21 protein-coding genes and 3 pseudogenes are annotated in these 23,806 nt (G+C 61.6%); 15 read left to right on the top strand and 9 right to left on the bottom strand.

Features of this window, described 5'->3' with window-relative positions; genetic code table 11:
• Window positions 1-755: 755 nt before the first annotated feature.
• From AB4N80_RS15465 to AB4N80_RS15475, 3 genes are read right to left on the bottom strand one after another with little or no spacing between them, the layout of a single operon-like run.
• Entirely contained in the window at window positions 756-1,937 is a 1,182-nt protein-coding gene (locus AB4N80_RS15465; protein ID WP_122568456.1) for an acetyl-CoA C-acetyltransferase, read from the bottom strand.
• A gap of 11 nt (window positions 1,938-1,948) precedes the next feature.
• Window positions 1,949-2,614, bottom strand: a complete 666-nt coding sequence (locus tag AB4N80_RS15470) for a CoA transferase subunit B (RefSeq protein WP_003180355.1) — start codon at window positions 2,612-2,614, stop codon at window positions 1,949-1,951.
• A gap of 35 nt (window positions 2,615-2,649) precedes the next feature.
• The gene (locus AB4N80_RS15475) at window positions 2,650-3,348 is read right to left on the bottom strand and encodes a CoA transferase subunit A (protein WP_122568457.1); all 699 of its coding nucleotides are present in this window, start codon (window positions 3,346-3,348) and stop codon (window positions 2,650-2,652) included.
• Between the two features lie 237 nt (window positions 3,349-3,585).
• Here AB4N80_RS15475 and AB4N80_RS15480 point away from each other — a divergent pair, with 237 nt between their 5' ends.
• Complete coding sequence (locus tag AB4N80_RS15480; protein ID WP_122568458.1) at window positions 3,586-4,488, top strand: LysR family transcriptional regulator; 903 nt, start codon at window positions 3,586-3,588, stop codon at window positions 4,486-4,488.
• 116 nt (window positions 4,489-4,604) lie between these two features.
• On the opposite strand, the gene AB4N80_RS15485 is transcribed toward AB4N80_RS15480, so the two are convergent.
• A complete protein-coding gene (locus tag AB4N80_RS15485) occupies window positions 4,605-5,432 on the bottom strand; it encodes an NAD-dependent protein deacetylase (protein WP_460082851.1) in 828 nt (275 codons plus the stop codon).
• Between the two features lie 182 nt (window positions 5,433-5,614).
• On the opposite strand from AB4N80_RS15485, the gene AB4N80_RS15490 reads away from it, so the two are divergent.
• From AB4N80_RS15490 to AB4N80_RS15530, 9 genes and pseudogenes are all read left to right on the top strand, one after another.
• Window positions 5,615-6,124: a ferritin-like domain-containing protein gene (locus AB4N80_RS15490; RefSeq protein WP_122568460.1), complete on the top strand. Its 510-nt coding sequence runs from the start codon at window positions 5,615-5,617 to the stop codon at window positions 6,122-6,124.
• A 62-nt stretch (window positions 6,125-6,186) separates the two neighbouring features.
• Window positions 6,187-6,444: a hypothetical protein gene (locus tag AB4N80_RS15495; RefSeq protein WP_122568461.1), complete on the top strand. Its 258-nt coding sequence runs from the start codon at window positions 6,187-6,189 to the stop codon at window positions 6,442-6,444.
• A gap of 35 nt (window positions 6,445-6,479) precedes the next feature.
• Entirely contained in the window at window positions 6,480-6,728 is a 249-nt protein-coding gene (locus AB4N80_RS15500) for a metallothionein (RefSeq protein WP_460082855.1), read from the top strand.
• A 517-nt stretch (window positions 6,729-7,245) separates the two neighbouring features.
• Window positions 7,246-7,311 (top strand): annotated as a pseudogene (locus AB4N80_RS15505) (hypothetical protein); the annotation flags it as partial.
• Window positions 7,312-7,326: 15 nt separating this feature from the next.
• Window positions 7,327-7,476 (top strand): annotated as a pseudogene (locus tag AB4N80_RS15510) (con-10 family general stress protein); the annotation flags it as partial.
• A 24-nt stretch (window positions 7,477-7,500) separates the two neighbouring features.
• Window positions 7,501-7,623: pseudogene (locus AB4N80_RS15515) on the top strand (con-10 family general stress protein); the annotation flags it as partial.
• Between the two features lie 255 nt (window positions 7,624-7,878).
• A complete protein-coding gene (locus AB4N80_RS15520; RefSeq protein ID WP_122568464.1) occupies window positions 7,879-8,760 on the top strand; it encodes a manganese catalase family protein in 882 nt (293 codons plus the stop codon).
• A gap of 108 nt (window positions 8,761-8,868) precedes the next feature.
• Window positions 8,869-9,798, top strand: coding sequence for a ZIP family metal transporter (locus tag AB4N80_RS15525; protein ID WP_122568465.1), 930 nt, complete (start codon window positions 8,869-8,871; stop codon window positions 9,796-9,798).
• Between the two features lie 206 nt (window positions 9,799-10,004).
• Window positions 10,005-11,024 carry a hypothetical protein gene (locus tag AB4N80_RS15530; RefSeq protein ID WP_305467661.1) on the top strand — a complete coding sequence of 340 codons (1,020 nt, stop codon included), beginning with the start codon at window positions 10,005-10,007 and terminating at the stop codon, window positions 11,022-11,024.
• Between the two features lie 9 nt (window positions 11,025-11,033).
• Here AB4N80_RS15530 and AB4N80_RS15535 read toward each other — a convergent pair whose 3' ends face one another.
• The gene (locus AB4N80_RS15535) at window positions 11,034-11,228 is read right to left on the bottom strand and encodes a hypothetical protein (RefSeq protein WP_058545342.1); all 195 of its coding nucleotides are present in this window, start codon (window positions 11,226-11,228) and stop codon (window positions 11,034-11,036) included.
• Between the two features lie 302 nt (window positions 11,229-11,530).
• Between AB4N80_RS15535 and glsB the strand changes: the two genes are divergently transcribed.
• The gene (gene glsB / locus AB4N80_RS15540) at window positions 11,531-12,439 is read left to right on the top strand and encodes a glutaminase B (protein WP_122568468.1); all 909 of its coding nucleotides are present in this window, start codon (window positions 11,531-11,533) and stop codon (window positions 12,437-12,439) included.
• 63 nt (window positions 12,440-12,502) lie between these two features.
• On the opposite strand, the gene AB4N80_RS15545 is transcribed toward glsB, so the two are convergent.
• The gene (locus AB4N80_RS15545) at window positions 12,503-12,832 is read right to left on the bottom strand and encodes a hypothetical protein (protein ID WP_060741484.1); all 330 of its coding nucleotides are present in this window, start codon (window positions 12,830-12,832) and stop codon (window positions 12,503-12,505) included.
• Between the two features lie 634 nt (window positions 12,833-13,466).
• Window positions 13,467-15,407: a DNA topoisomerase III gene (locus tag AB4N80_RS15550; protein WP_122568469.1), complete on the bottom strand. Its 1,941-nt coding sequence runs from the start codon at window positions 15,405-15,407 to the stop codon at window positions 13,467-13,469.
• A 242-nt stretch (window positions 15,408-15,649) separates the two neighbouring features.
• Here AB4N80_RS15550 and AB4N80_RS15555 point away from each other — a divergent pair, with 242 nt between their 5' ends.
• The 4 genes from AB4N80_RS15555 (at window position 15,650) to AB4N80_RS15570 (ending at window position 20,211) form a co-directional block, all read left to right on the top strand.
• Window positions 15,650-16,057 carry a response regulator gene (locus AB4N80_RS15555; RefSeq protein ID WP_122568470.1) on the top strand — a complete coding sequence of 136 codons (408 nt, stop codon included), beginning with the start codon at window positions 15,650-15,652 and terminating at the stop codon, window positions 16,055-16,057.
• 103 nt (window positions 16,058-16,160) lie between these two features.
• The gene (locus tag AB4N80_RS15560) at window positions 16,161-16,682 is read left to right on the top strand and encodes a sigma-70 family RNA polymerase sigma factor (RefSeq protein ID WP_122568471.1); all 522 of its coding nucleotides are present in this window, start codon (window positions 16,161-16,163) and stop codon (window positions 16,680-16,682) included.
• Window positions 16,679-17,647: a FecR domain-containing protein gene (locus AB4N80_RS15565; RefSeq protein WP_460082862.1), complete on the top strand. Its 969-nt coding sequence runs from the start codon at window positions 16,679-16,681 to the stop codon at window positions 17,645-17,647. Before AB4N80_RS15560 ends, AB4N80_RS15565 begins: the two co-directional genes overlap by 4 nt.
• An 86-nt stretch (window positions 17,648-17,733) precedes the next feature.
• A complete protein-coding gene (locus AB4N80_RS15570) occupies window positions 17,734-20,211 on the top strand; it encodes a TonB-dependent siderophore receptor (protein WP_122568473.1) in 2,478 nt (825 codons plus the stop codon).
• Window positions 20,212-20,253: 42 nt separating this feature from the next.
• Here AB4N80_RS15570 and AB4N80_RS15575 read toward each other — a convergent pair whose 3' ends face one another.
• Entirely contained in the window at window positions 20,254-21,876 is a 1,623-nt protein-coding gene (locus tag AB4N80_RS15575) for an MFS transporter (protein WP_060741490.1), read from the bottom strand.
• A 207-nt stretch (window positions 21,877-22,083) separates the two neighbouring features.
• Window positions 22,084-23,727 (bottom strand): GMC family oxidoreductase, encoded by a 1,644-nt coding sequence (locus tag AB4N80_RS15580; RefSeq protein ID WP_460082866.1) that lies wholly within the window; start codon window positions 23,725-23,727, stop codon window positions 22,084-22,086.
• Between the last annotated feature and the right edge of the window lie 79 nt (window positions 23,728-23,806).

The raw sequence follows: 23,806 nt of genomic DNA on the forward strand, positions 1-23,806 counted from the left end.
CGCCGCCATCGCGGCCAAGCTCGGCTCCCACAGGGTTTTGTGGCGAGCATAGAGGTTGTGTACCCCTGGCCCCCTGTGGGAGCGGGCTTGCTCGCGAAAGCGGTGTATCTGTCACTGGGAGGCTGAATGTACCGCCGCCTTCGCGAGCAAGCCCGGCTCCCACAGGGTTTTGTGGCGAGCATAGATGTTGTGTACCCCCTGGTCCCCTGTGGGAGCTTGCTCGCGAAAGCGGTGTATCTGTCACTGGGAGGCTGAATGTACCGCCGCCATCGCGGACAAGCCCGGCTCCCACAGGGTTTTGTGGCGAACATAGAGGTTGTGTACCCCTGGTCCATTGTGGGAGCGAGCTTGCTCGCGAAAGCGGTGTATCTGTCACTGGAAGGCTGAATGTACCGCCGCCATCGCGAGCAAGCTCGGCTCCCACAGGGTTTTGTGGCGAGCATAGAGGTTGTGTACCCCCTGGCCCCCTGTGGGAGCGGGCTTGCTTGCGAAAGCGGTGTATCTGTCACTGGGAGGCTGAATGTACCGCCGCCATCGCGGGCAAGCCCGGCTCCCACAGGGTTTTGTGGCGAACATAGAGGTTGTGTACCCCTGGTCCCCTGTGGGAGCGAGCTTGCTCGCGATGGGGTCGGCAAGCCATGCACATAAACCAGCAGGCAAAAAAAAACCGGCGCAACCGAGGTCGCGCCGGTGGTGGTGCCAGTGGCTGCGCGGATATTCGTGGGTCCGTGCAGCCACCGTTGTACCCGTGTCGGTTATGCTCGCTCCAGTGCCAGGGCCACGCCTTGGCCGCCGCCGATGCATAGGGTCGCGAGGCCTTTCTTGGCGTCGCGCTTGATCATTTCATGCAGCAGCGACACCAGGACCCGGCAACCCGAGGCACCGATAGGGTGGCCCAGGGCGATGGCGCCGCCATTGACGTTGACCTTGTTCATGTCCCATTTCAGTTCCCGGGCTACGGCCAGCGACTGGGCGGCGAAGGCTTCGTTGGCTTCGATCAGGTCAAGCTGCTCCAGCGACCAGCCAGCCTTGTCCAGGCAGCGACGGGTGGCCGAGACCGGGCCAATGCCCATGATGGCCGGGTCGACGCCGGCATTGGCGTATGCACTGATTTTCGCCAGGACCGGCAGGCCGAGGGCCTTGGCTTTTTCCGCGCTCATCAGGATCACGGCGGCGGCGCCATCATTCAGCGAGGACGCATTACCCGCAGTGACGCTGCCGTCCTTCTTGAAGGCCGGCTTGAGCTTGCCCAGGGATTCAGCGGTGGTACCGGCGCGCGGCTGTTCATCCGTGGCGAACGCCACGGGATCGCCTTTGCGCTGGGGAATCAGGATCGGCGTGATCTCATCGGCGAACCGACCGCCTTCAACGGCGGCGACGGCTTTCTGCTGGGACGCGGCGGCGAAGGCGTCCTGCTCCTCGCGACTGATCTCGTACTTGTCCACCAGGTTCTCGGCGGTGATGCCCATGTGGTAATCGTTGAAGGCATCCCACAAACCGTCGGTGATCATGCTGTCGATCATCTTCGCGTGGCCCATGCGCAGGCCGGTACGGGCGGCCGGCAACACGTACGGAGCCAGGCTCATGTTTTCCATGCCGCCAGCGATGATGACCTCGGCATCGCCACAGCGGATCGCCTGGGCGCCCAGGTGCAACGCCTTGAGCCCTGAGCCGCAGACCTTGTTCAAAGTCAGCGCCGGCACGGCGTGGGGCAGGCCAGCGAGGATCGACGCCTGGCGCGCCGGGTTTTGCCCAGAACCTGCGGTCAGCACCTGGCCAAGAATCACTTCATCGACCTGCTCGCCGGACAAACCGGTCTGCTCCAGCAGGCGACGAATCACCGCCGCACCGAGTTCCGGGGCGGGAATGGCAGCCAGCGAACCCTGGAAGCTGCCGATGGCGGTACGGGTAGCGGCGACAATCACGACTTCTTGCATCGAATCTCTCCTCACTGGGCAGCGAACTGCATTTCAGGCACGTGGTCCGGCACGATCAACTTGCCGGCGGTCTTGGCGACGATTTCCTCGACGCTGACGCCTGGAGCGCGTTCTTTCAGGATGAAGGCGCCGTCCTGGATTTCCAGGTAGGCCAGGTCGGTCAGCACGCGCTTGATGCACCCGGCACCGGTCAGCGGCAGGCTGCAGCGCGGCAGCAGTTTCGACTCACCGTCCTTGGACGCATGGGTCATGGTGACGATGATGTTCTCGGCACCGGCCACCAGGTCCATCGCGCCGCCCATGCCCTTGACCAGCTTGCCGGGGATCATCCACGAGGCAATGTTACCTTCGACATCCACCTCGAATGCGCCGAGCACGGTCAGGTCGATGTGGCCGCCACGGATCATGGCAAACGATTCGGCCGAAGAGAAGATCGACGCGCCGATGCGTGCGGTGACGGTCTGCTTGCCGGCGTTGATCATGTCAGCGTCGACTTCGGCTTCGGTGGGAAACGCGCCCATGCCGAGCAGGCCGTTTTCCGATTGCAGCATGACTTCCATACCTTCGGGAATGTAGTTGGCGACCAGGGTCGGAATGCCGATGCCCAGGTTCACGTAGTAGCCGTCCTGCATTTCGCGGGCGACGCGTTGAGCCATTTGTTCGCGGGAAAGTGCCATGTTCTTATTCCTTCATTCGGGCCGGGGGCAGGGGGTCACTTGCGCACGGTGCGCTGTTCGATGCGTTTTTCGAACGTGCCGCAAATGACCCGGTCGACGTAGATGCCAGGGGTGTGGATCTGCGTCGGGTCCAGCTCGCCGGGTTCGACGATTTCTTCGACTTCCACCACGGTGATCTTGCCCGCTGTGGCGGCCAGCGGGTTGAAGTTCTGGGCGGTGTGGCGATAGATCACGTTGCCGAAATGGTCAGCCTTCCAGCCTTTGACGATGGCGAAGTCGCCAGTGATGGATTCTTCCATCAGGTACTGGCGGCCATGGAATTCACGCACTTCCTTGCCTTCGGCCACGGGTGTGCCGACGCCGGTGGCGGTGAAGAAGGCCGGGATGCCTGCGCCACCGGCGCGCATTTTTTCGGCGAGGGTGCCTTGGGGGGTGAGCACGACTTCGATTTCGCCGCTCAGCAGCTGCTTCTCGAACAGGGCGTTCTCGCCCACATAGGAAGCGACCACCTTGCGGATCTGCCGGTCTTCCAGCAGCACGCCGAGGCCGAAACCGTCGACGCCGCAGTTGTTGGACACCACGGTGAGGTCGCGGATGCCCTTGCGCTTGATCTCGGCGATCAGGTTTTCCGGGATACCGCACAGGCCGAAGCCGCCGGCGATGACGGTCATGCCGTCCTTCAAGCCTTCCAGCGCTTGCTCATAAGAGCTCACGCGTTTGTCGAAACCTGCCATAGACACCTCTTTTATTCTTGATGGGGTCGCAATGGAATGCAGTGTTGCGCCAAGTCATATATTTGTTAAGTTGATTTTTAGATTGAATTGATTGATAAAACTCAATAGTTGCCTCCCTCCGTAGGAGCTGTCGAGTGCAACGAGGCTGCGATCTTTCCAATAACGCGTGAATCTCAAGCGAAAGATCAAAAGATCGCAGCCTTCGACAGCTCCTACCCAACCGGACACAAAACGACCATGACCCTCAAGCAAGTCCGCGCCTTCCTCGCCGTGGCCCAGAGTCTGAGTTTCGCCGTGGCCTGCGAGCGGCTGCACCTCTCCCAATCGGCCCTGAGCTTGACCATCAAGGCCCTGGAAGAAGGCCTCGGTGGCCGCTTGTTCAGCCGCAATACCCGCAACGTGGCGTTGACCCCCGAAGGTGAGTCGCTGCTGCCCCTGGCCCGCCGACTGGTGGCCGACTGGGACAACGCCGAGGACGAAATGCGCCAGCGCTTCACCTTGCAGCGCGGTCGCGTGACGCTGGCGGCGATGCCTTCGTTTGCCGGCAACCTGTTGCCGCCGATCCTCAAGACCTTCCGCGCCCGCTATCCGAATGTCAACGTCACGGTCAACGATGTGATCAATGAACAGGTGCTGGAAATGGTCCGTGATCGCCATGTCGAACTGGGCGTGGCGTTCGAGCCGATGCAGGGTTCGTCTTTGGCGTTCACGCCTTTGTACCTCGATCGCTTCGTCGCGGTGGTGCCGCTGGACTCACCGTTTGCCCAGCACGACGAAATCCACTGGGAAACCCTGCTGGAGCAGCCCTTCATCACGCTGCAACGGCCCTCCACCGTGCGGGTGATGTTGGAAGAGCATCTGCAGGCCCGAGGGATGAAGCTGCCCGTGGAGTTCGAGAGCCACCAGTTGGCGACCGTCGGGCGGATGGTCGCCAGTGGGCTGGGGGTGAGTGCCGTGCCGGCGCTGTGTGTCGGGCAGATGCATGAGCTGGGGGCCCGCTGCATCACCTTGAGCGATCCGGTGATCGAGCGAGCCATCGGGGTGCTGACCAAGCCGGGGCATGAACTGTCAGCGGCGGCGCAGGCGTTGTTCGATACGCTCAGGGATCAGGATATAGGGGCGCAGTTGACAGCGAAGTAGCCACAATTCCTGTGGGAGCGGGCTTGCTCGCGAAGGCGTCGGATCAGCCAGCATGGATATTGACTGACACACCGCCTTCGCGAGCAAGCCCGCTCCCACAGGGGGATTGCGTGGTGTCAGATCAATAGCGGTAACAGTTTCTCACAGGGTTCTTCCAGCTTGAGGTCCAACAGCTCATCAGCCCGGGTCTTGCCTCGGTTGATCGCCAGCAGCGGCTTGCCCTGGTCCTTGATGGCCCGGCACAGGCGAAACGCCGAATACGCCATCAGCGACGAACCCACCACCAGCAGGCCGTCCGCGTGCTCGACGGCTTGCATGGCGCGGGTCGCGGTGAGGGGGGCGACGTTCTCGCCGAAAAACACCACGTCGGGTTTTAACCGCTCGCCGCCGCAATGGGGGCAATGGGGGACTTGGAAGCGCGCCTCGAGCGCGGGGTCGAGCAGGGTGTCGCCATCAGGTGCCTGTACCGCATCGACGCCGGCCAGGTAAGGGTTTTGGGTTTCCATCAATCGCTGAATCTGCTGTCGCTCGCTGCGTTGGCCGCAATCCAGGCACAACACGCGATGCAGGCTGCCGTGCAGTTCGATGACGTCCTGGCTGCCGGCCTGGTCATGCAGGGTGTCGACATTCTGGGTAATCAGGCCGGTGATGCGTTGCTGCGCCTGCAACTCGGCCAAGGCTTCGTGAGCGACGTTCGGCCTGGCCTGCCTGACCCGTGGCCAGCCCAGCATCGCCCTGGCCCAATAGCGCCGTCGTGCCTCGGCCTGGGCGAGGAACTCCTGGTACATCATCGGCTGTAGACCCCGACGCACGCCGTCGCTGTCGCGATAATCGGGGATGCCCGAAGGGGTGCTGATGCCGGCGCCGGTGAGCACGAGGAAGCGGCGCCCGGCGGTGTACGCCAGTAACTGATCGATGGGGGCTCGGTGAAAGTCGTCGGGCATGGAAGGTGTCTGCGCTGGCCTTGAGCCGTTGAGGTTAGCACCTGGAGCGAGCAGACGCCTTTCGTCGCCCTGGCTGCTGGTTTGTTCAAACTTTCCCCCGCGCCGCGATATCCACCTTTATGTGCGGTATTTCAGAACCGTCGCGCTGCGCCGCAGTGGCGACCAGGGCTAAGGAGAAGGAAATGGCAACGCCTAAAGAGAACCTGTTGGATTGGCTCAACGATGCCCATGCCATGGAACAGCAAGCGGAAAAAATGCTCAAGGCCCAGGCCGCGCGGCTCGAGCATTACCCGGCGCTCAAGACCCGGATCGAACAGCACCTGGAAGAGACGCTCGGGCAGCAGAAGCTCGTGGAGCAATGCATCCAGCGCCTGGGCGGCAGTACGTCGACGCTCAAGGACCTGGCCGGCAAACTCATGGCCTTTGGTCAAGCGGTGGGCGGGATGACGATGAGCGACGAAGTGGTCAAGGGCGCCATGAGTGGCTACGTGTTCGAGAACCTCGAGATTGCCTCCTACACCGTGTTGATCGAGGCCGCGAAAATGGCCGGCGATGTGGAGACGCAACGGGCCTGCGAACAGATCCTGCCACAGGAAATTGCCATGGCCGATTGGTTGCGCGACCACCTGCCGCAGATTACCGCGGCGTTCCTGGAGCGTTCGGCTACCCCACATACCGAAGCCAAACGCTGAGCAGCAAAGAGCGGTCGGCCCTGTGGTGTCGCTGCTCCTGAAACTGCCGAGAGAGGAAACGTATGAAGCGGACCCAGGGTGAAGTACGGGCCATCAATCGAGAGAGCTCAATGGTGGGTGTGTATGTGAAGCAAGAGGACCGCCATACGGTGCTGAAGCTGAGTTCAGCCAATGACATCGATATTGGCGACATTCTGGCGTGGGACAGCGGCACGGCCCTGGGCACCCAGTCCTATCACAACCTGACCAAGGGCTGGACTGCCGATGTGTATGTGGCCAACCACGGTGTAGCAACGGCGAACCTCGATGTCCAGTTTTGACGGCGCCTTCAACCCGTTACCTCGGGAGAAAGAGCATGAGCAAAGTAAAGTGCGGTTGCCCCGATTGCCAATGCGAGGTGGATCCGCAACGGATGTTCAACCACGACGGCGAGGCGTATTGCAGCCAGGCCTGCGCCGAACAACATCCCAACGGTGAACCTTGTCCTTCACTCGATTGCCATTGCGAGCGCAGCGGTAAGGTGGGGGATCGGAATGTCACCAACAACCAACTGGACGACGCGTTGGAGGAAACGTTTCCAGCGAGCGATCCGATTTCACCCTGAGCATTCTTGAATCCGGGTATCGGCGACAGGGTATCCGGACACCGCAAGCCGGTCAGTGCGGTGGTGCAGGACAACACCGGCAGCCCGCGAGTTTTGGCTTCCTGGAACGGCGCGAGGCCAGGCTGACGAGACCGGTGCAATGGGGTGCCGGCGTGGCCCGGCCTTTGGCGGACAGCGTGGAAAGACACGCACTGTTTTTCCGTAGATCCATGTGGGAGCGAGCTTGCTCGCGATAGCGATCAATCACTCACTATCACTATCGCCTGATACACCGCTACCGCGAGCAAGCTCGCTCCCACAGGTTTTTCGTTGGATCAAGTTTTAGCGTTAAGACTGTTAATCGGTCGCCGCTTGTTTAATAGCCTGTTGCAATAACTATCAAGGGTACAGGTGTAAATAGAAGCGTTGACCATTCGTCGCCGTTTGCCGCGTTTCCTTAAAACCTTGGCGGCGTCATGTTTTCCGAATAAGACGAGTCAGCAAGATTCGTTGATATCAATTTAACGAGGTGAATGAAATGGCTAACACAGGTAATAACAACCCTGGCAATTTCGCTAACGATCGTGAAAAGGCATCGCAAGCCGGGAAAAAGGGCGGCCAGGCATCAGGTGGTAATTTTGCCAATAATCCTGAGCGCGCTTCCGAGGCTGGGCGCAAGGGTGGCCAGGCCTCGGGCGGCAATTTTGCCAACGACCCGCAACGCGCCGCAGAAGCCGGACGCAAAGGCGGACAAGCCTCGGGGGGTAACTTTGCCAACGACCCTGAACGGGCTTCTGAAGCCGGCAGAAAAGGTGGTCAGGCCTCGGGCGGCAACGTTACCAACGACCGGGAGAAAGCCTCTGAAACCGGCAAGAAAGGCGCTGAAAACAGCCGCGGTGGCGGTCGTAATTCGTAATGTTTCGCGGTCTCGCAGGTCCCGTGCCATTGGGCAGGGACCTGTTTCGGCGGTGATATTAAGTCGGGTATTCATGCCCGACTTCGCTGATGGATTTTATTGTTTGAAAATAAGCGAGTGTGCTTGAGTTGCAATAGACCACTCGTCCTCTGTTCTGAATAAAAACTAAATTTTATTCGTTTAACTTCTTCAGACTTTCATGGGCCTGCCGTTGGCAGTGTTCTCATGCCGTGTACCTGAACGAGGAGTTCAATCATGTTTTTACATAACAAAAGATTGCAGTACACCGTGCGTGTCGCTGAGCCTAATCCTGGCCTCGCCAACCTGCTGCTTGAGCAGTTCGGTGGGGCCCAAGGGGAACTGGCGGCGGCGTCGCGTTATTTCACCCAGGCCTTGTCCGAGGACGATCCGGGTCGCAAGGATTTGCTGATGGACATCGCCACCGAAGAGCTCAGCCACTTGGAAGTGATCGGTTCGATCATCGTGATGTTGAACAAGGGTGCCAAGGGCAGGATGGCCGAAGGGGTGGAGAAGGAAGGGCAACTGTACCGGGACATCAACGGTGCCGGTAACGACTCTCACATCACCAGCCTCTTGTATGGCGCCGGCTCGCCGCTGACCAACTCTGCTGGCGTGCCCTGGACTGCCGCCTATGTCGACACCATCGGCGAACCTACGGCGGACATGCGCTCTAACATCGCCGCCGAGGCCCGGGCGAAAATCATCTATGAACGGCTGATGAACCTCACTGACGATCCCGGCGTAAAAGAAGCACTGGGCTTTTTGATGACTCGTGAAATCGCGCACCAGTTGTCGTTCGAAAAAGCCTTGCATTCGATCCAGCCCAATTTCCCCCAAGGCAAATTGCCCGGTATGCCAGAGTTCAGCCATGTGTATTTCAACATGTCCCAAGGCGAACCTTCCGTGCGCGGTCCATGGAACCAGGGCGACGATTGGGAGTTCGTCGAAAACCCAACGCCCGCCGTGGACGGCGGCGATGGGCTCGCCAGTGTACAGTTGAGTAAAAAAGACGAAGCGTTGTTGATGGACATGAAGGCACGGACGATGTCCAACCCCGATAGCGACCCCACCACAGGTGCCGACTTGGGTTCAGGGTTACAAGGTGACAAACTTTAGGAAACCGGCGAGGGGGCTTGGCTCCCTCGCCTGAACATTGCGTTTGATCGTTCAAGCCGTGGCGCGAACGACCAGACTTGGCCTGGCTAACCCCAGTAAGGACATTCGATGGACCAGCCCACCTCCCGGATCCGGTCGCCCTGGCGTACCTGGCTGGATCCTGTGCAAAACAATCTAGTGCTAGGGGTGACCTTCTGGCTGGGGCTGGCGGTGATTGCCGGGCTATTGCTCTACAGCGGTTACAACGCACTGGTGGGAGCAGACCGGCAAAACCTGGGCTACGCCGTGCTGGGCGGTACATCGGGTTTTGCCGCCACCGCCTTGGGCGCGTTGATGGCAGTGGTATTGCGGGACATCTCGTCCCGAACCCAGGACATCATGCTGGGTTTCGCCGCGGGCATGATGCTCGCCGCCAGTTCATTCTCACTGATTTTGCCGGGGATCGAGGCTGCACAGGTCATTTGTGGCAATCAATTGCTCGCCGCGTTTGTCGTCGTGGTCGGCCTGGGGTTGGGCGTCGCCTTGATGATCGGCCTCGACCGTTTCGTCCCCCATGAGCACGAGTTGAGTGGTCGGCGCGGCCCGCAAGCCGAGCGCATCAATCGCGTCTGGCTGTTCGTGCTTGCCATCACCTTGCACAACTTGCCGGAAGGCATGGCCATCGGCGTCAGTTTTGCCGATGGCGATTTCAAGGTCGGTTTGCCCCTGACCACCGCCATCGCCATCCAGGACATCCCCGAGGGCCTGGCCATCGCCATGGCGCTGCGCGTCACCGGCATCAGCACCTTGCGTGCTGCGCTCATCGCGGTCGGCTCGGGGCTGATGGAGCCACTGGGGGCGGTGATCGGCCTGGGCATGTCGTCGGGTGTGGCCGTCGCGTACCCCATCAGCCTGGGGCTGGCGGCGGGGGCGATGATCTTCGTGGTCTCCCACGAGGTGATTCCCGAGACCCATCGCAACGGCCATGAAACCCCGGCCACTCTGGGGTTGATGATGGGCTTTGCGGTGATGATGTTTCTCGACACGGCGTTGGGTTGAAGGCCTGCCAGATACCTGTTGGATTAGATCCTGTGGGAGCGAGCTTGCTCGCGATAGCGGTGGGTCAGTAGCGTTGATAGCAACTGATACACCGTTATCGCGAGCAAGCTCGCTCCCACATTGGTTTTGTGTGTTTAACCCGGATCCCTGTTCCTCACGACCTATACTCAACCCCGTGGATCACATGAATCCGGGGTGGCGCGACTGTGCTGCGTTCGCTGATGTTGGCCGTTGTGCTCGTTCTGGCGGGGTGCGCCGCGCCACAGCGCGGTCAATCGGTCGCCACGGTAGTGATTGCCCAGGACACGTGGCGGCAGGTGGACCAACAGATCATCGCGGCATCGAAAAGCGCCGTCGAACAGGCGGCACTCTACGCCCGTGGGTCGATGGAGCATTGGCGCGTGTTGGTCTACGAGCGCACCGAGGTTGAATTCATCCCCTGGTTCAGCAGCTATTGGACCCAGGAGTGGCTGGCGGTGAAGGTCAGTTGGTATGCCGCCAGCGCCGAGGGCGAGGCGGATTCCTCGGCCAGGCGCCTGGCGGTTTACCTGCAGGAACAGTATCGCGATCAGGTGCTGGAACCGGTGGCGGTGGAAATCGATCCCGAAGCGATCAGGGCCAACGCAATGGACTACTACCTGCGCCAGCTCAATCAGCAGGTCCAGGTCATCGCCCTGCGGCATCGCATCCCGAACGAACTGATGAATCGGCGCCTGCACGGCATCCCGGCCATCCGCCTGGGGCCGCCGGCGGCGCGTGACGCTTCGTTGTACGAGATGGTCCACACCGAACCGTTGACCACCCTGCCGGCCTATGCGGCCCTGATCGATCACGTCAACAAGGCTGCAACCACAGGTGCCGGGCCATCGGAGGCAGTGATCGCCACGGTGGCGCAACGCACCAGCGAAAAAATCGAGGCCCAGTTCGCCACGCGTGGGGCAACCGGTGCGGCGGCGGCCGTGGCCGGGAAGGCGGCCGGGGCGTTGATCTCGGTGGGCGTGGCGGGTATTCGCGCGATCATCCATGAGGGCGAGCGGCCGGAAATGGAGGCGCAGATCCGCAAAAGCCTGAGCGCTGCGTTCGACGAGGCGTGGTCCAAGTCACTCAAGCATCCCCTCAGCGGGGTGATGGCACCGGTGTACTACCTGGACGAAGAAATAGGGGGCAGCCTGGTGGAGGCTGACCTGGCCAATCGGGCGGTGGCACTGCCGGACATCAAGCCGTGACGGGCCGGTTCATTCTGAGCCGAGGGTGACGCGACAGCCCTTGCGATGGCGGATCTGCTCGTCCGATGGACGTTCCTTGATGAATTCGAAACGTGGCTCGCCTTCGCTGTAGATCACCAGCCAACCCCATTCCAGCTCGCTTTCATCCTGCCCTGGCTTGGGCGGCGAGGCCCACCAGGGTTCTTTTTGCATGATCTGACGCATCGTCTGCTCCTGCCGATTGATCCTTTGAACTATAGACCGCTCGATTTGATGACCAGCGCCCATGAAAACGCTTGCATCCTGTGGGAGCAAGGCTTGCCCGCGAAGCAGGCGACTCGGTTCCAGATAGACCATGTCATTTTCATCGCGGGCAAGCCTTGCTCCCACAAAGTCTGCACCCACAGATCCCCTTGCTACAGGGTTGTATGCCTGAAGCTTGATAATCAGTGTGCTCTGACCCCGTCCACCAGCGTCTAGCGTCTGTATCCCCGCACTCGAACGGGGAATGACTGGACCCCGCGCGTATGCAAGCACTGTTGAACGAGATCCTCGATGCGGTTCGCCCCCTGATTGGTCAGGGCAAGGTAGCCGATTACATTCCTGCCCTGGGCACCGTGGTGCCCAACCAGTTGGGTATTGCCGTGTATGGCAATGATGGCGAGTTGTATTGCGCTGGCGACGCCGACACAGCGTTTTCGGTGCAGAGTATTTCCAAGGTGTTCAGCCTGGTGCAGGCCATCGGGCATTCCGGCGAAGCGATCTGGGAACGCCTGGGCCATGAGCCATCTGGCCAGCCCTTCAATTCCCTGGTGCAACTGGAGTTCGAGCGTGGTCGGCCGCGTAACCCGTTCATCAATGCCGGCGCGTTGGTGATCTGCGATATCAACCAGTCGCGTTTTGCGGCTCCGGCGCTGTCGATGCGTGATTTCGTGCGCCGCCTGTCGGGTAACCCGCAGGTGATGGTGGACGGCAAGGTCGCCGAGTCGGAATACCAGCACCGCGCCCGCAACGCGGCGATGGCGTACCTGATGCAATCGTTCGGCAACTTCCATAACGACGTGGAAGCCGTGCTGCGCAGTTATTTCAGCCACTGTGCCTTGCGGATGAGCTGCATCGACCTGGCGCGGGCATTCTGCTTCCTGGCCAACGATGGGTTCTGCAAGCACAGCGGCGAACAGATTCTCAGCGCCCGGCAGACCCAGCAGGTCAATTCCATCATGGCCACCAGCGGCTTGTACGATGAGGCCGGCAACTTCGCTTATCGCGTCGGCCTCCCGGGCAAGAGCGGTGTCGGCGGCGGGATTGTCGCCGTGGTGCCAGGAAGGTTCACCGTCTGCGTCTGGTCGCCCGAACTCAACGTCGCCGGCAACTCCCTGGCCGGCATGGCGGCGCTGGAAATGATGAGCCAGCGAATCGGCTGGTCGGTGTTCTAGTTTCCGGTCTCACAAAAAAGGGCCCGCTCCTGATCCAGGAACGGGCCCTTTTGTTAGGGGATATCAGCAGAGGCGGTCGATGACCCGGACCTCGGACGTGTTCTGCATCGACTGCCAGGCCTGGGTCAGCGTTTGCAACACGCGGCCCATGAAGTCTTTGTCAGCGGCGGCCTTCTTGCCAACGTAGCCCTGGCCACGGCGGTACATCTTCAGCCGGGCACACAGCTCTTGCGTGTTCTTTTCGAACTCGTCTTCTTGGGTGTAGGGCGACAGGCAGTCCATGTGGACCTGGCCAGTCTTGCTGATCCACAGGATATGGCTGTCGAGTGTGTCCTTGTGTGCGGCGAACATGCGAGCCAATTCATCAATAGATGGTTGATTATTCAGATTCATGTGTAAGCCCCTTGACCATTTGGTTGATCTGTCTGGTGGTTCGCAAAAACTTCGCTACTCGGTAAGTGCCTGCCTGCTACCGAAACCAGGCCGTCAGCGTTCGTCCGTCGAACTTCGACGGGGTCGTGCATCGGTTGTGTAGTGTTATCGAAGGGCTGCTACGCAAATGCGCTACAACGAAGAGAAACAGCGAAGAATCATCAGGCAGTGTCAACTTTCGAGGGTCGACCACGCGCGTCATGAGGATCTTCGCCGACGTTTCTCGTCCTTGTTACCGGACGGTCATGCCAGGTCAGCACCTTCAATCTGCCTTGTGGGCAGTCCCTTATCCATAAAACAGCTCGGCGGTCAGACGAGCTTGCTCAAACAGTTGCCTGTACTCCCGATCGGGGAGACGTCTGCATCATGCAAGGGCAAATCGGAGGCGTCAACGGTTTTGTAGTGATTATTTTTGCTCACTACATATTGTCGGACAAAATGGTTTGGGTATGAAGATTTTCAGTCAGACCTCGTCAATGTGGGAGCGAGCTTGCTCGCGATAGCGGTGGATCAGCCAACAGATAATTGACTGACACGCCGCTATCGCGAGCAAGCTCGCTCCCACAGGAGGAATCAGGGTGGGCCTGATTTTTGTTCAGGTGGCCTTGCTCGCCTTGCGCGGTGCGCCGCCGGTCTTGCGCTTGGCCGGCTTGCGTTTGTTTTTCCATGGCGTTGCGCCACGCCCGGCGGGGCTGGCCGGGCCGCTGATGGTCAGGCTCATGCCCTGGCAGCGGGCGACGTGCTTGCTCATCCAGGCGGCTTGCCGGGTGACGAACTCTTCAAGGCTCATTTCCCCGCTCTGCACCATGTCCAGGGCCTGCTCCCAGATGGCGGTGGTGCCCGGGTCGGCGATGGCCCGGGGCACGGCGTCGATGAGGCTGAAGGCCGCCGGTGTGGCGGACAGGGCCTTGCCGTTTTTCACCAGGTAACCGCGGTCGAGCAGCCCCTGGATGATCGAGGCTCGGGTCGCTTCGGTGCCGATGCCGGTGGTGTCCTTGAGCTTCTGTTTGAGCAACGGGTCTTCCACTAGCTTGGCGACGTTCTTCATCGCCTTGATCAGGTCGCCTTCGGTGAACGGCTTGGGCGGCTGGGTCCACAGGTCTTTGGGTTTCACCTCGTCCACCGCGCAATCGCGACCTTCGGCCAGTGCCGGTAAGGTTTGCGGCGCCGGTGCTTCACGGCCCTTTGCCGGCGCCAGAGCTTCGGGCAGGGCGCGTTTCCAGCCGGGTTCGACGATCTGCTTACCCACGGCACGCAGCGCCTGGCCGGCACAGTCGAAGTCAGCCTGGGTCCGGTCGTATTCGTGGTTGGGCAGGAACTGCGCCAGGTAGCGCGCGCGAATCAACGTATAGACCGCACGCGGCTTGCCGGTGAGTTTGTCGAGGTTCTTGGCGGCCGCGGTGGGAATGATGCCGTGGTGAGCACTGACCTTGGCGTCGTTCCAGGCCCGGGATTTGCGCTGCGGCTGCAAATGTTCGCGCAGCGGCGCCAGGCTTGGGTCGGCCTGGGCGAGTGCGGCCAGGATGGCCGGTGCTTCGCTGTGCTGGCTCAAGGGCAGGAAACCGCAATCGCTGCGGGGGTAGGTGATGAGCTTGTAGGTCTCATAGAGCGACTGGGCAATGTCCAGGGTTTCCTGGGCGCCGAGGCCGAGTTTCTTCGAGCAGACTTCCTGCAGGGTGCCCAGGTCGAAGGGTAACGGCGCCGCTTCGCGCAGGCGCTCGGTACGCACCTTCAGCGTCCGGGCGGTGGCGGCGTTGCTCATGGCCTGGGCGGCGTCCCGGGCCAGGGCCTGGTTCAGGCAGCGTTCCTGGTCGTCGCAGGCATCCGGGTCGGCGCGCCACTGGGCAGTGAACGCCGTGCCTTCGTGGCTCAGTTGCACGTCGATGGCCCAATAGGCCACCGGCACGAAGTTGGCGATGCTGCGGTCGCGGTCCACCACCAGTCGCAGCGTCGGTGTCTGCACGCGGCCTACCGGCAACACGCCTTGGTAGCCGGACTGGCGCCCCAGCAAGGTGAACAGGCGACTCATGTTCATGCCGATCAGCCAGTCGGCCCGGGAGCGCCCCAGGGCCGAGTGATACAGGTTGAAGGTTTCGATGCCCGGCTTGAGGGCGGCCAGAGCTTTGCGGATCGACGCTTCGTCCAGGGCCGACAGCCATAGCCGCCGGATCGGTCCGCGATAGCGGCAATGTTCCACCAGCTCCCGGGCGATCATTTCGCCTTCGCGGTCGGCGTCGGTGGCGATCACCAATTCCTTCGCTTCCCCCAACAGGCGCTTGACCGCCTTGTACTGGCTGGCGGTTTTCGGCTTGACGGTCATTTTCCATTGCGCGGGCACGATGGGCAGGTCGGCCAGGACCCAGCGCTTGTAACGCGCGTCGTAGGCGTCGGGTGGGGCGGTTTCCAGCAGGTGGCCGATGCACCAGGTAACCGTGACGCCAGGGCCCAGCCAGCAACCGTCGCCACGGCGCGTGGCACCGAGCACGGCGGCGATGTCCTTGGCCTGGGACGGCTTTTCACACAGGTACAGCTGCATAGCGCCCTTTTCCTGAGCAGATTTCTTGGGGCTGTAGCATGGTCATGGATGGGCGCCAGGGCAAGTTTTATCTGTATGGATATACAGATAAAAGCGTTGCGCTGCGTTGCCAAGGAGGGGGCTGGCGTGACATTCGGCGGCCTGTCGGCACGCAGAATGAATTTCTCGCAGGGGGATGGCTCATAACTTCAAGGCGGTTGAAACCGCAAAGAAAGTTTATGAGGTCAAGGAGAGTCACTTTCATGAATTCGATGCCAAATGGCAACGGCCAGGCGACTACACGTTTGATTCTCGTGGTGGAAGATGATCCAACTATCCTGGAATTTCTCTGTGAAATCCTTGAGGAAGAAGGATTTGTCGTGGAGCCTCAGAAAAACGCTGATGATGCTTTGGAGTTCCTCGAAAAGAGCGCCCATTTCGTCGATCTGTTGCTCACCGACATCACCATGCCCGGCAAGATCGACGGTGCGGACCTGGCCAACCTGACCGGAGACCGCTGGCCGCAGATCCCGCTGCTGATCATGTCCGGCTTCGAGACGCCGGAAAGCGCCGGGATCAAGCACCACGCGTCGTTCATCGCCAAGCCCTGGGCCCTGGGACAGATGCTGGACCTGGTGGAGAGCACGGTGAAAAATCACGCCATCCACTAAAGTGATGCCAGAGGATGGAGGCGGCCGGGCACGTTTGGGTTGCAAGCGGCGATGGGCTCTATGACAATGCGAGTCATTATCAGTCGCGAATTATTCCATTGCCATGCCCGCCCACGATCTGTCCCTACGCAGTGCTGTCGACGTTCTGTACAGTGATCATCACAGTTGGCTCCAGGGCTGGTTGCGCAAGCGCTTGGGCAACACGTTCGATGCCGCCGACCTGACCCAGGATACGTTCGTGCGGGTCATCAAGGCGCGCACCGCGCTGGATATCCGCGAGCCGAGACCGTACTTGTCGATGATCGCCAAGGGGCTGCTGATCGACCTGTTTCGCCGCCGCTCGCTGGAGCAATCCTACCTCGAAGCCTTGGCCGCCATGCCGCAAGAGCAGCACCCATCGCTGGAAGAGCAGGCGATCCTGCTCCAGGCCCTGATGGAGATCGACCGTCTGCTCCTGGGGTTGGGGCCGCGCGTCAGGCAAGCGTTCATCCTGTCGCAGTTCGATGGCTTGACGTACCCGCAAATTGCCGAGCGCTTGGGCGTCAGCGTCCGCACGGTCAACAATCACATGGCCAAGGCCATGGAACATTGCTGCCTGATGCAGATTCAATTGCAGCTTTCATGAACCTGCCGCCCGAAGAGTTGCAAGCCATCCGTGTGGCGGCGCGCTGGTACGCCCGGCTGCATTCCGGCATTACGACCGACGCGGACCGGGCCGACTGGCGCGCCTGGCTCGCCGCCGATCCGTTGCACGGCCAGGCCTGGCAGCGCATGGCCGCGGTGGCCGAGCAGATGGCGAGTGTGCCGGGCGCCCTGGCGGCACCGACCTTGAGTGACACCCACCAGCGATCCCGGCGGCAGGTGCTGCGCAGCGCCTTGCTGCTGACGTCCGCCGGCGGCCTGGGCTGGTTGGGTTGGCGCAGTCAGGCGACGCAGAACCTGTTTTGCGATTACCGCACTGCGGTGGGTGAGCGTCGCGAGTTTCAGTTGGCCGATGGCAGCACGCTCATGCTCAACACCGACACCTCGATCAATGTTCGTTTCGATGGGCAGCAGCGGCGTCTGGAACTGTTGCGCGGTGAGGTGCTCGTGACGACGGCGGTCGATCCCTTGCGACGTCCGTTCAAGGTGGTCACGGGGCCGGCCGAGGTGCTGGCGCTGGGCACGCGTTTCATCGTCCGTAGCCAGGCGCGGGGCGGCGAAGTGGCGGTGCTGGAGAAAGCGGTCGAGGTGAGCCTGCCGGCGAGTGGCTCAAAGATGCGGGTCGAGGCCGGCCAGCGCCTGGATTTCAATGAGCGGTCGTTGGGGGCGCTGCGCGGCAACGATGTGTCGGTGGGTGCCTGGCAGAAGGGAAGCATCATCGCCATTGACCGGCCTCTGGCAGCGCTGCTGGGTGAACTGTCGCGCTATCGACCCGGTGTTCTGCGCTGGGATCCGGCGATTGGCGACTTGAAGGTGTCCGGTGTGTTTCCCGTCGATAACACCGATCTCGCCCTGGCCGCGCTGGAAAGTGGCTTTTCGTTGCGGGTGACCCGCTACAGCCGCTTCTGGGTCCAGGTCTCCGCTGGCGTCGGTGGTAATGCTGCGTAATAAAAAAACCAGCCCCTGCACTTTTCATCCTCATCGTTCGGCTCTTCCTCAGTGAGTTTTTATCGACCGTTTGGGGGAGGGGAAGTATGACGTGGGTGAGCGCGCCAGGCCGTCTGGTGTTTGCAGTGAAAATCGGTTTGCTGGCGGTCACGACTGCCGGTGCCACGGTCGTGAACGCCGGGTCGGCTCCAACGGCTGTGGCGCAGCAGCGTGCGGTGCAGGCCTACGATATCGGCGCCGGTAGCCTGGTGGATGTGCTGACCCGTTTCTCCAGCGCCGCCGGTGTCGCCATTTCGTTTGATGCCCGGCAACTCGAAGGTTTGCGATCGCCCGGCCTGAAAGGTTCTTTCGGCGTGGGCGACGGCTTTGCGCGCATTCTGGGGGGGAGCGGTCTGCAAGCTGCCCTCCAGGCTAACGGCACGTACGTGCTGCGCTCCGTGCCGGTCAGCGGTTCGGCACTGGAGCTGGATGCCACCACCATCGAGGCTCAGCGACTCGGGGCAACCACTGAGCAGAGCAATTCCTACACGACGGGCGCGGTCACCATCAGCAAGGGTGCGCACTCCCTGCGTGAAACGCCGCAATCGGTGACGGTGATCACTCGCAAGATGCTCGATGACCAGAACCTCAATACCATCGAACAGGTCATGGAAAAGACCCCCGGCATCACCGTCTACGACTCGACCATGGGCGGCAAGTATTTTTACTCCCGCGGGTTCCGCATGTCTGGCCAGTATCAATACGACGGCGTTCCGCTGGACATGGGCAACAGCTATGTCCAGGCCGACAGTTTCAGCAGCGACATGGCCTATTACGACCGTGTCGAAGTGCTGCGCGGCGCCGCCGGGATGATGAAGGGGGCGGGCGGCACGTCCGGCGGCGTCAACTTCGTCCGTAAACGGGGGCAGACCACGGCCCAGACCGAGCTCAGCCTTTCGGGCGGCACCTGGGACAACTACCGTGGGCAGGTCGATACCGGTGGCCCGTTGAATGATTCTGGCACCGTGCGGGGCAGGGCGGTGATCGCCGAACAGAGCCGGCATTATTTCTACGACGATGCCCGGCGCAAGGACCAGATCTATTACGGTGCCCTGGACTTCGATCTGTCGCCCGACACGACGCTCGGCTTGGGCATCGCCTATGAAGACGTCGATGCCAGCCCCTGCTGGGGCGGCCTTCCTCGCTACCGGGACGGCAGCGATCTGAAACTCAGTCGCTCCACCTGCCTGGACCCCTCGTGGAACACTTGGCGCAGCCAGCGGACCACGGTGTTCGGCGATATCGCGCATCAGCTCAATGACGACTGGGCCGTGAAGGTCGCCGGGGTCTATACGAAAAATACCCAGGACATCAAATACGCCTTTGCATCGGGCTCGGTGGCGCCCGGCACCTCGACCACCAACATGCTGGGCAGCATGTATGACTATGACCAGGTCGATTACGGCCTCGATGCCTACCTGGACGGCAAGTTCGACGCCCTGGGGCAGCAACATGAGTTGATCATCGGTTTTAACGCCAGTCGTTCGGACAAGGATGATTTCTTCTCAGTGGCACTGCTACCACAGAAGCAGAATGTGTTCGATCCGGACCGACATATTCCCGAACCGGACGACAGTTACTTCATCGAAAACTCGACGCGCGGTGGTCCGGTCAAGACCGTGACCGAGCAGCAAGGGATGTATTCGACCCTGCGCCTGAAACTGGCGGACCCGTTGACGTTTGTCGTGGGCAGCCGGGTGAGCTGGTACAGCTCCAAGACCGACTCGGTGTTCCTCACCGGCGGTACGGAACACGCCAAGAGCACGGAGACGGGGCAAGTCACGCCGTTTGCCGCGGTGTTGCTGGACCTCAATGAGCACCTGACGGCCTATGCCAGCTATTCGGATATCTTCACGCCCCAGGGCAATTACCGTTCGCAAAGTGGTTCGGCGCTCAAGCCGTTGGTGGGCGAGAGTTATGAGTTGGGGATCAAGGGCGAATGGTTCGAGGGACGTTTGAACACGGCTTTCAACCTGTTCCGCACCGTGCAGAAAGACCAGGCCCAGACCGACTACAACTCCAGTTGTGCGTCCTCGGACGGTTACTGCTACGAGAACGCCGGCAAGGTGCGCGCCCAGGGTTTCGAAGCCGAGATCAGCGGTGAAGTCATCGAGCGTCTGCAACTGTTGGCCGGCTATACCTACACTCAGACCAAGACCCTCGACGACATTGATACCAGCCTCAACGGCGGCTCGTTCAACAGCTACGTGCCGCGCCATGTGCTGCGCCTGTGGGGCGATTATGCCCTCGGCGGGGCGTTGGAGCGGTTCAGTGTCGGTGCCGGGGTCAATGCCCAAAGCGACAACTTCCGGGTATCGCCGGCGACCGGCGAGAAGATCACCCAGGCCGGTTATGCCGTGTGGAACGGTCGCGTTGGCTACCGCATCGATGACACCTGGTCGGTGGCCCTCAATGGCAACAACCTGTTCGACAAGCGCTACTACACCACGATTGGCACCGAGAGTTTCGGTAACTATTACGGTGAGCCGCGCAACTTCACCATGACTGTGAAGGCGCACTTCTGAGGCAGTGGCGAGGGCGCCGAGGCCCTCGCCACGGTGTTGCCCTCAGTTGGTATCCAAGTCGACGTTGCGGGTTTCCCGCAGGCAGATCATGCCCACCACCAGGCTCACCCCGGTAATCACCACCGGGTACCACAGCCCGTAGAAAATATCCCCGGTGTAGACCACCAGGGCAAACGACACGGTGGGCAGGAAACCGCCGAACCAGCCGTTGCCGATGTGGTAGGGCAGGGACATGGAGGTGTAGCGGATCCGGGTCGGGAACAGTTCGACCATCAACGCCGCCAGCGGTCCGTAGCACATCGCCGAGATGATGATCAGCGCCACGATCAAGGCCACGATCATCGGCCGGTTGATCTGCTGGGCGTCGGCTTGCTGCGGGTAGCCGGCCAGGGTCACCGCACCGCGCAGGGCGGCTTCGTCGTACCCTTCGAGTTTCACGTCACCGACGCTGACTTGCACGGCGCTGCCGGCCGGAGCCGCGACGCTGCTGTAGGGCAGGCCTTGCTTGACCAGGAAGGTCTTGACCTTGTCGCATGGGCTGTCGAAACGCGCCTTGCCCACCGGGTCGAACTGGAAGGTGCAGGTGGCCGGGTCGGCGACCACGGTGATCGGTGCCTGGCGGCTTGCTTGATCGATGGCCGGGTTGGCGTAGTGGGCCAGGGTCTTGAAGATCGGGAAGTACAGGGCGGTGGCCAGCAGCAGGCCGATCATCAGCACCGGTTTGCGCCCGACCTTGTCTGACAGCCAACCAAAAAAGATAAAGAATGGCGCGCCGATCACCACGCTGACGATCAGCAGGCTGTTGGCCAGGGCTGGGTCCATCTTCAGGAACTGGGTGAGGAAAAACAGCACATAGAACTGCGCGGCGTAGAAGGTCACCGCTTGCCCGGCGTTGATGCTGAACAGGGCGATCAGCACCACCTTCAAGTTTTCCCATTTGCCAAACGACTCGCGGATCGGCGCCTTGCAGCACTTGCCTTCCTCTTTCATTTTCAGGAAGGCCGGCGACTCATGCAGGCTCAGGCGAATCCAGGTGGAGATGCCCAACAGCAGGATCGACAGCAGGAACGGAATGCGCCAGCCCCAGACTTCGAATTGATCGCCGGTGAAGTAGCGGCAGCCCAGCACCACCAGCAGCGAGAGCAACAGCCCCAACGTGGCGGTGGACTGAATCCAACTGGTATGGAAACCGCGCTTGCCCATTGGCGCGTGCTCGGCCACATAAGTCGCCGCGCCACCGTATTCACCGCCCAAGGCCAAGCCCTGGAGCATGCGCAACACCACCAGGATGATCGGCGCGGCGATGCCGATGCTGGCGTAGTTGGGCAGCAGGCCGACGCAGAACGTCGCCAGGCCCATGAGGATGATGGTGGCCAGGAACGTGTACTTGCGCCCGATCATGTCCCCCAACCGACCGAACACCAGGGCCCCGAACGGCCGCACGATGAAACCGGCGGCGAAGGCCATCAGGGCGAAGATAAACGCGGTGGTGTCGTTGACCCCGGCAAAGAACTGCTTGCTGATCACCGCCGCCAGGGCGCCGTAGAGGAAAAAGTCGTACCACTCGAACACCGTCCCCAGGGACGAGGCGAAGATGACTTTCTGGGTTTCCTGGCTGGTGCCGGCGCTGCGCGTGGCTTCCAGGGGCTGAACATGCTCGGACATAGCGGTATCCCTCACAGTGATTGTTTTTGTTGTTCCACTGCGACGCCGGGGTGGCGTCTCCTGATTTGATACGTTCCCTTTGCTTACACATTTCCCCCTGTGGGAGCGGGCTTGCTCGCGAAAGCGGTGCGCCAGTCGACATCATCGTTAGCTGACACACCGCCTTCGCGAGCAAGCCCGCTCCCACAGAGGGGGCTCTGTTGTTTTTCAGACCGTGGCAGGTTCCTCTTGGGGCGTGGTGATTCTTGTGTCCGCCTCAAGCATCATCTGCGCCGCCTTCTCGGCAATCATCAGCGTCGGCGAGCAGGTGTTGCCCGAGGTGATGCGCGGCATGATCGAGGCATCGGCGATGCGCAGGCCCTTGATGTCGTGGACGCGCAGTTGCGCGTCCACCACCGCGTCGCGATCCTGGCCCATGCGGCACGTGCCCACCGGGTGGAAAATCGTCGTGCCGATGCGGGCGGCGGCCTGGTGCAGTTCCTCTTCGGTTTGCAGGCCGGGGCCCGGCAGGTATTCCACCGGTTTGAACGCGCTCAGGGCCGGGGCCGCGACGATGCGCCGGGTCAGGCGGATGGCGTCGGCGGCGACCCGCAAGTCTTCGGGGTGGCTCAAGTAATTGGGTTGGATCAGCGGCGCTTCGTGCGGGTCGGCCGAACGAATGTCCACCCGGCCACGGCTTTGCGGGCGCAGGTCGCAGACCGACGCGGTGAAGGCCGGGAAGCTGTGTAGCGGTTCGCCGAAGCGTTCCAGGGACAACGGCTGCACGTGGTATTCGAGGTTGGCCGAGGTCTGCTCCGGGCCCGAGCGGGCGAACGCGCCGAGTTGGCTGGGGGCCATGGACAGCGGGCCGCTGCGGTCGTACAGGTAGCGCAGGCCCATGCCCATCTTGCCCCACAGGGTGCCGGCGATCTGGTTCAGGGTGCGGGCGTTTTCCAATTGGTAGATCAGCCGTAGTTGCAGGTGATCCTGCAAGTTGCCACCGACACCGGGCAGCTCATGGGTCACGCCGATGCCCAGGCGTTGCAGCAGGCTGCGCGGGCCGATCCCGGAACGTTGCAGGATCCCCGGCGAGCCGACGGCCCCGGCGCACAGGACGATCTCCTTGCGGGCCTTGAAGGTCATGCCCTTGCCTTGCCAGCGCGCGCTGACGGCGTGGGCGCGGTCGTCACGCAGCAACACGCGGTCGACCTCGATGTCGGTCAGCACCGTGAGGTTGGCGCGCTGGCGAACCGGCTTGAGGAACGCCTTGGCCGCGTTCCAGCGCACCCCGGCTTTCTGGTTGACCTGGAAGTAGCCGCAGCCTTCATTGTCGCCGCTGTTGAAGTCGTCGACGTTGGGGATGCCGCTCTGCTCGGCGGCGCTGCGGAAGGCATCGAGAATCGGCCATGACAGGCGCTGGCGTTCGACCCGCCATTCGCCGCCGGAGCCATGGAATTCGGATGCGCCGGCAAAGTGGTTTTCGCTCTGGCGAAACAGCGGCAGCACGTCTTCCCAGGCCCAGCCGGGATTGCCCTCGGCCGCCCAGCCGTCGTAGTCCGCAGCCTGGCCGCGCATGTAGATCATGCCGTTGATGGAGGAGCAACCGCCCAGGACCTTGCCGCGCGGGTAGCTCAGCGCGCGGCCTTGCAGGCCCGGTTGTGCTTCGGTCTTGAAGCACCAGTCGGTGCGCGGGTTGCCGATGCAGAACAGGTAGCCGACCGGGATGTGAATCCACGGATAGTTGTCGCGCCCGCCGGCTTCGAGCAGCAGCACCCGGTGCTGCGGGTTGGCCGACAGTCGATTGGCCAGCAAGCACCCGGCAGGGCCGGCGCCCACGATCACGTAATCGTATTCATCGACGACAGGTTGCATTCGCGACCTCATTCTTGTTGTTGTGGGATCCATCCTAGTTGTTAGTTTTCGTCAAAAGAATGTTAGTTTTTGCGCAGCC

It is taken from the genome of Pseudomonas sp. H3_A02 (assembly GCF_054671965.1).

Excerpts from the sequence above, each read along its gene's own strand:
- glsB (WP_122568468.1), top strand. The coding sequence starts at position 11,531 with ATGCAAGCACTGTTGAACGAGATCCTCGATGCGGTTCGCCCCCTGATT.
- AB4N80_RS15465 (WP_122568456.1), bottom strand. The coding sequence starts at position 1,937 with ATGCAAGAAGTCGTGATTGTCGCCGCTACCCGTACCGCCATCGGCAGC.
- AB4N80_RS15500 (WP_460082855.1), top strand. The coding sequence starts at position 6,480 with ATGAGCAAAGTAAAGTGCGGTTGCCCCGATTGCCAATGCGAGGTGGAT.
- AB4N80_RS15550 (WP_122568469.1), bottom strand. The coding sequence starts at position 15,407 with ATGCAGCTGTACCTGTGTGAAAAGCCGTCCCAGGCCAAGGACATCGCC.
- AB4N80_RS15570 (WP_122568473.1), top strand. The coding sequence starts at position 17,734 with ATGACGTGGGTGAGCGCGCCAGGCCGTCTGGTGTTTGCAGTGAAAATC.
- AB4N80_RS15565 (WP_460082862.1), top strand. The coding sequence starts at position 16,679 with ATGAACCTGCCGCCCGAAGAGTTGCAAGCCATCCGTGTGGCGGCGCGC.
- AB4N80_RS15475 (WP_122568457.1), bottom strand. The coding sequence starts at position 3,348 with ATGGCAGGTTTCGACAAACGCGTGAGCTCTTATGAGCAAGCGCTGGAA.
- AB4N80_RS15560 (WP_122568471.1), top strand. The coding sequence starts at position 16,161 with ATGCCCGCCCACGATCTGTCCCTACGCAGTGCTGTCGACGTTCTGTAC.
- AB4N80_RS15520 (WP_122568464.1), top strand. The coding sequence starts at position 7,879 with ATGTTTTTACATAACAAAAGATTGCAGTACACCGTGCGTGTCGCTGAG.
- AB4N80_RS15495 (WP_122568461.1), top strand. The coding sequence starts at position 6,187 with ATGAAGCGGACCCAGGGTGAAGTACGGGCCATCAATCGAGAGAGCTCA.
- AB4N80_RS15555 (WP_122568470.1), top strand. The coding sequence starts at position 15,650 with ATGAATTCGATGCCAAATGGCAACGGCCAGGCGACTACACGTTTGATT.
- AB4N80_RS15490 (WP_122568460.1), top strand. The coding sequence starts at position 5,615 with ATGGCAACGCCTAAAGAGAACCTGTTGGATTGGCTCAACGATGCCCAT.
- AB4N80_RS15535 (WP_058545342.1), bottom strand. The coding sequence starts at position 11,228 with ATGCGTCAGATCATGCAAAAAGAACCCTGGTGGGCCTCGCCGCCCAAG.
- AB4N80_RS15545 (WP_060741484.1), bottom strand. The coding sequence starts at position 12,832 with ATGAATCTGAATAATCAACCATCTATTGATGAATTGGCTCGCATGTTC.
- AB4N80_RS15580 (WP_460082866.1), bottom strand. The coding sequence starts at position 23,727 with ATGCAACCTGTCGTCGATGAATACGATTACGTGATCGTGGGCGCCGGC.
- AB4N80_RS15485 (WP_460082851.1), bottom strand. The coding sequence starts at position 5,432 with ATGCCCGACGACTTTCACCGAGCCCCCATCGATCAGTTACTGGCGTAC.
- AB4N80_RS15480 (WP_122568458.1), top strand. The coding sequence starts at position 3,586 with ATGACCCTCAAGCAAGTCCGCGCCTTCCTCGCCGTGGCCCAGAGTCTG.
- AB4N80_RS15575 (WP_060741490.1), bottom strand. The coding sequence starts at position 21,876 with ATGTCCGAGCATGTTCAGCCCCTGGAAGCCACGCGCAGCGCCGGCACC.
- AB4N80_RS15525 (WP_122568465.1), top strand. The coding sequence starts at position 8,869 with ATGGACCAGCCCACCTCCCGGATCCGGTCGCCCTGGCGTACCTGGCTG.
- AB4N80_RS15470 (WP_003180355.1), bottom strand. The coding sequence starts at position 2,614 with ATGGCACTTTCCCGCGAACAAATGGCTCAACGCGTCGCCCGCGAAATG.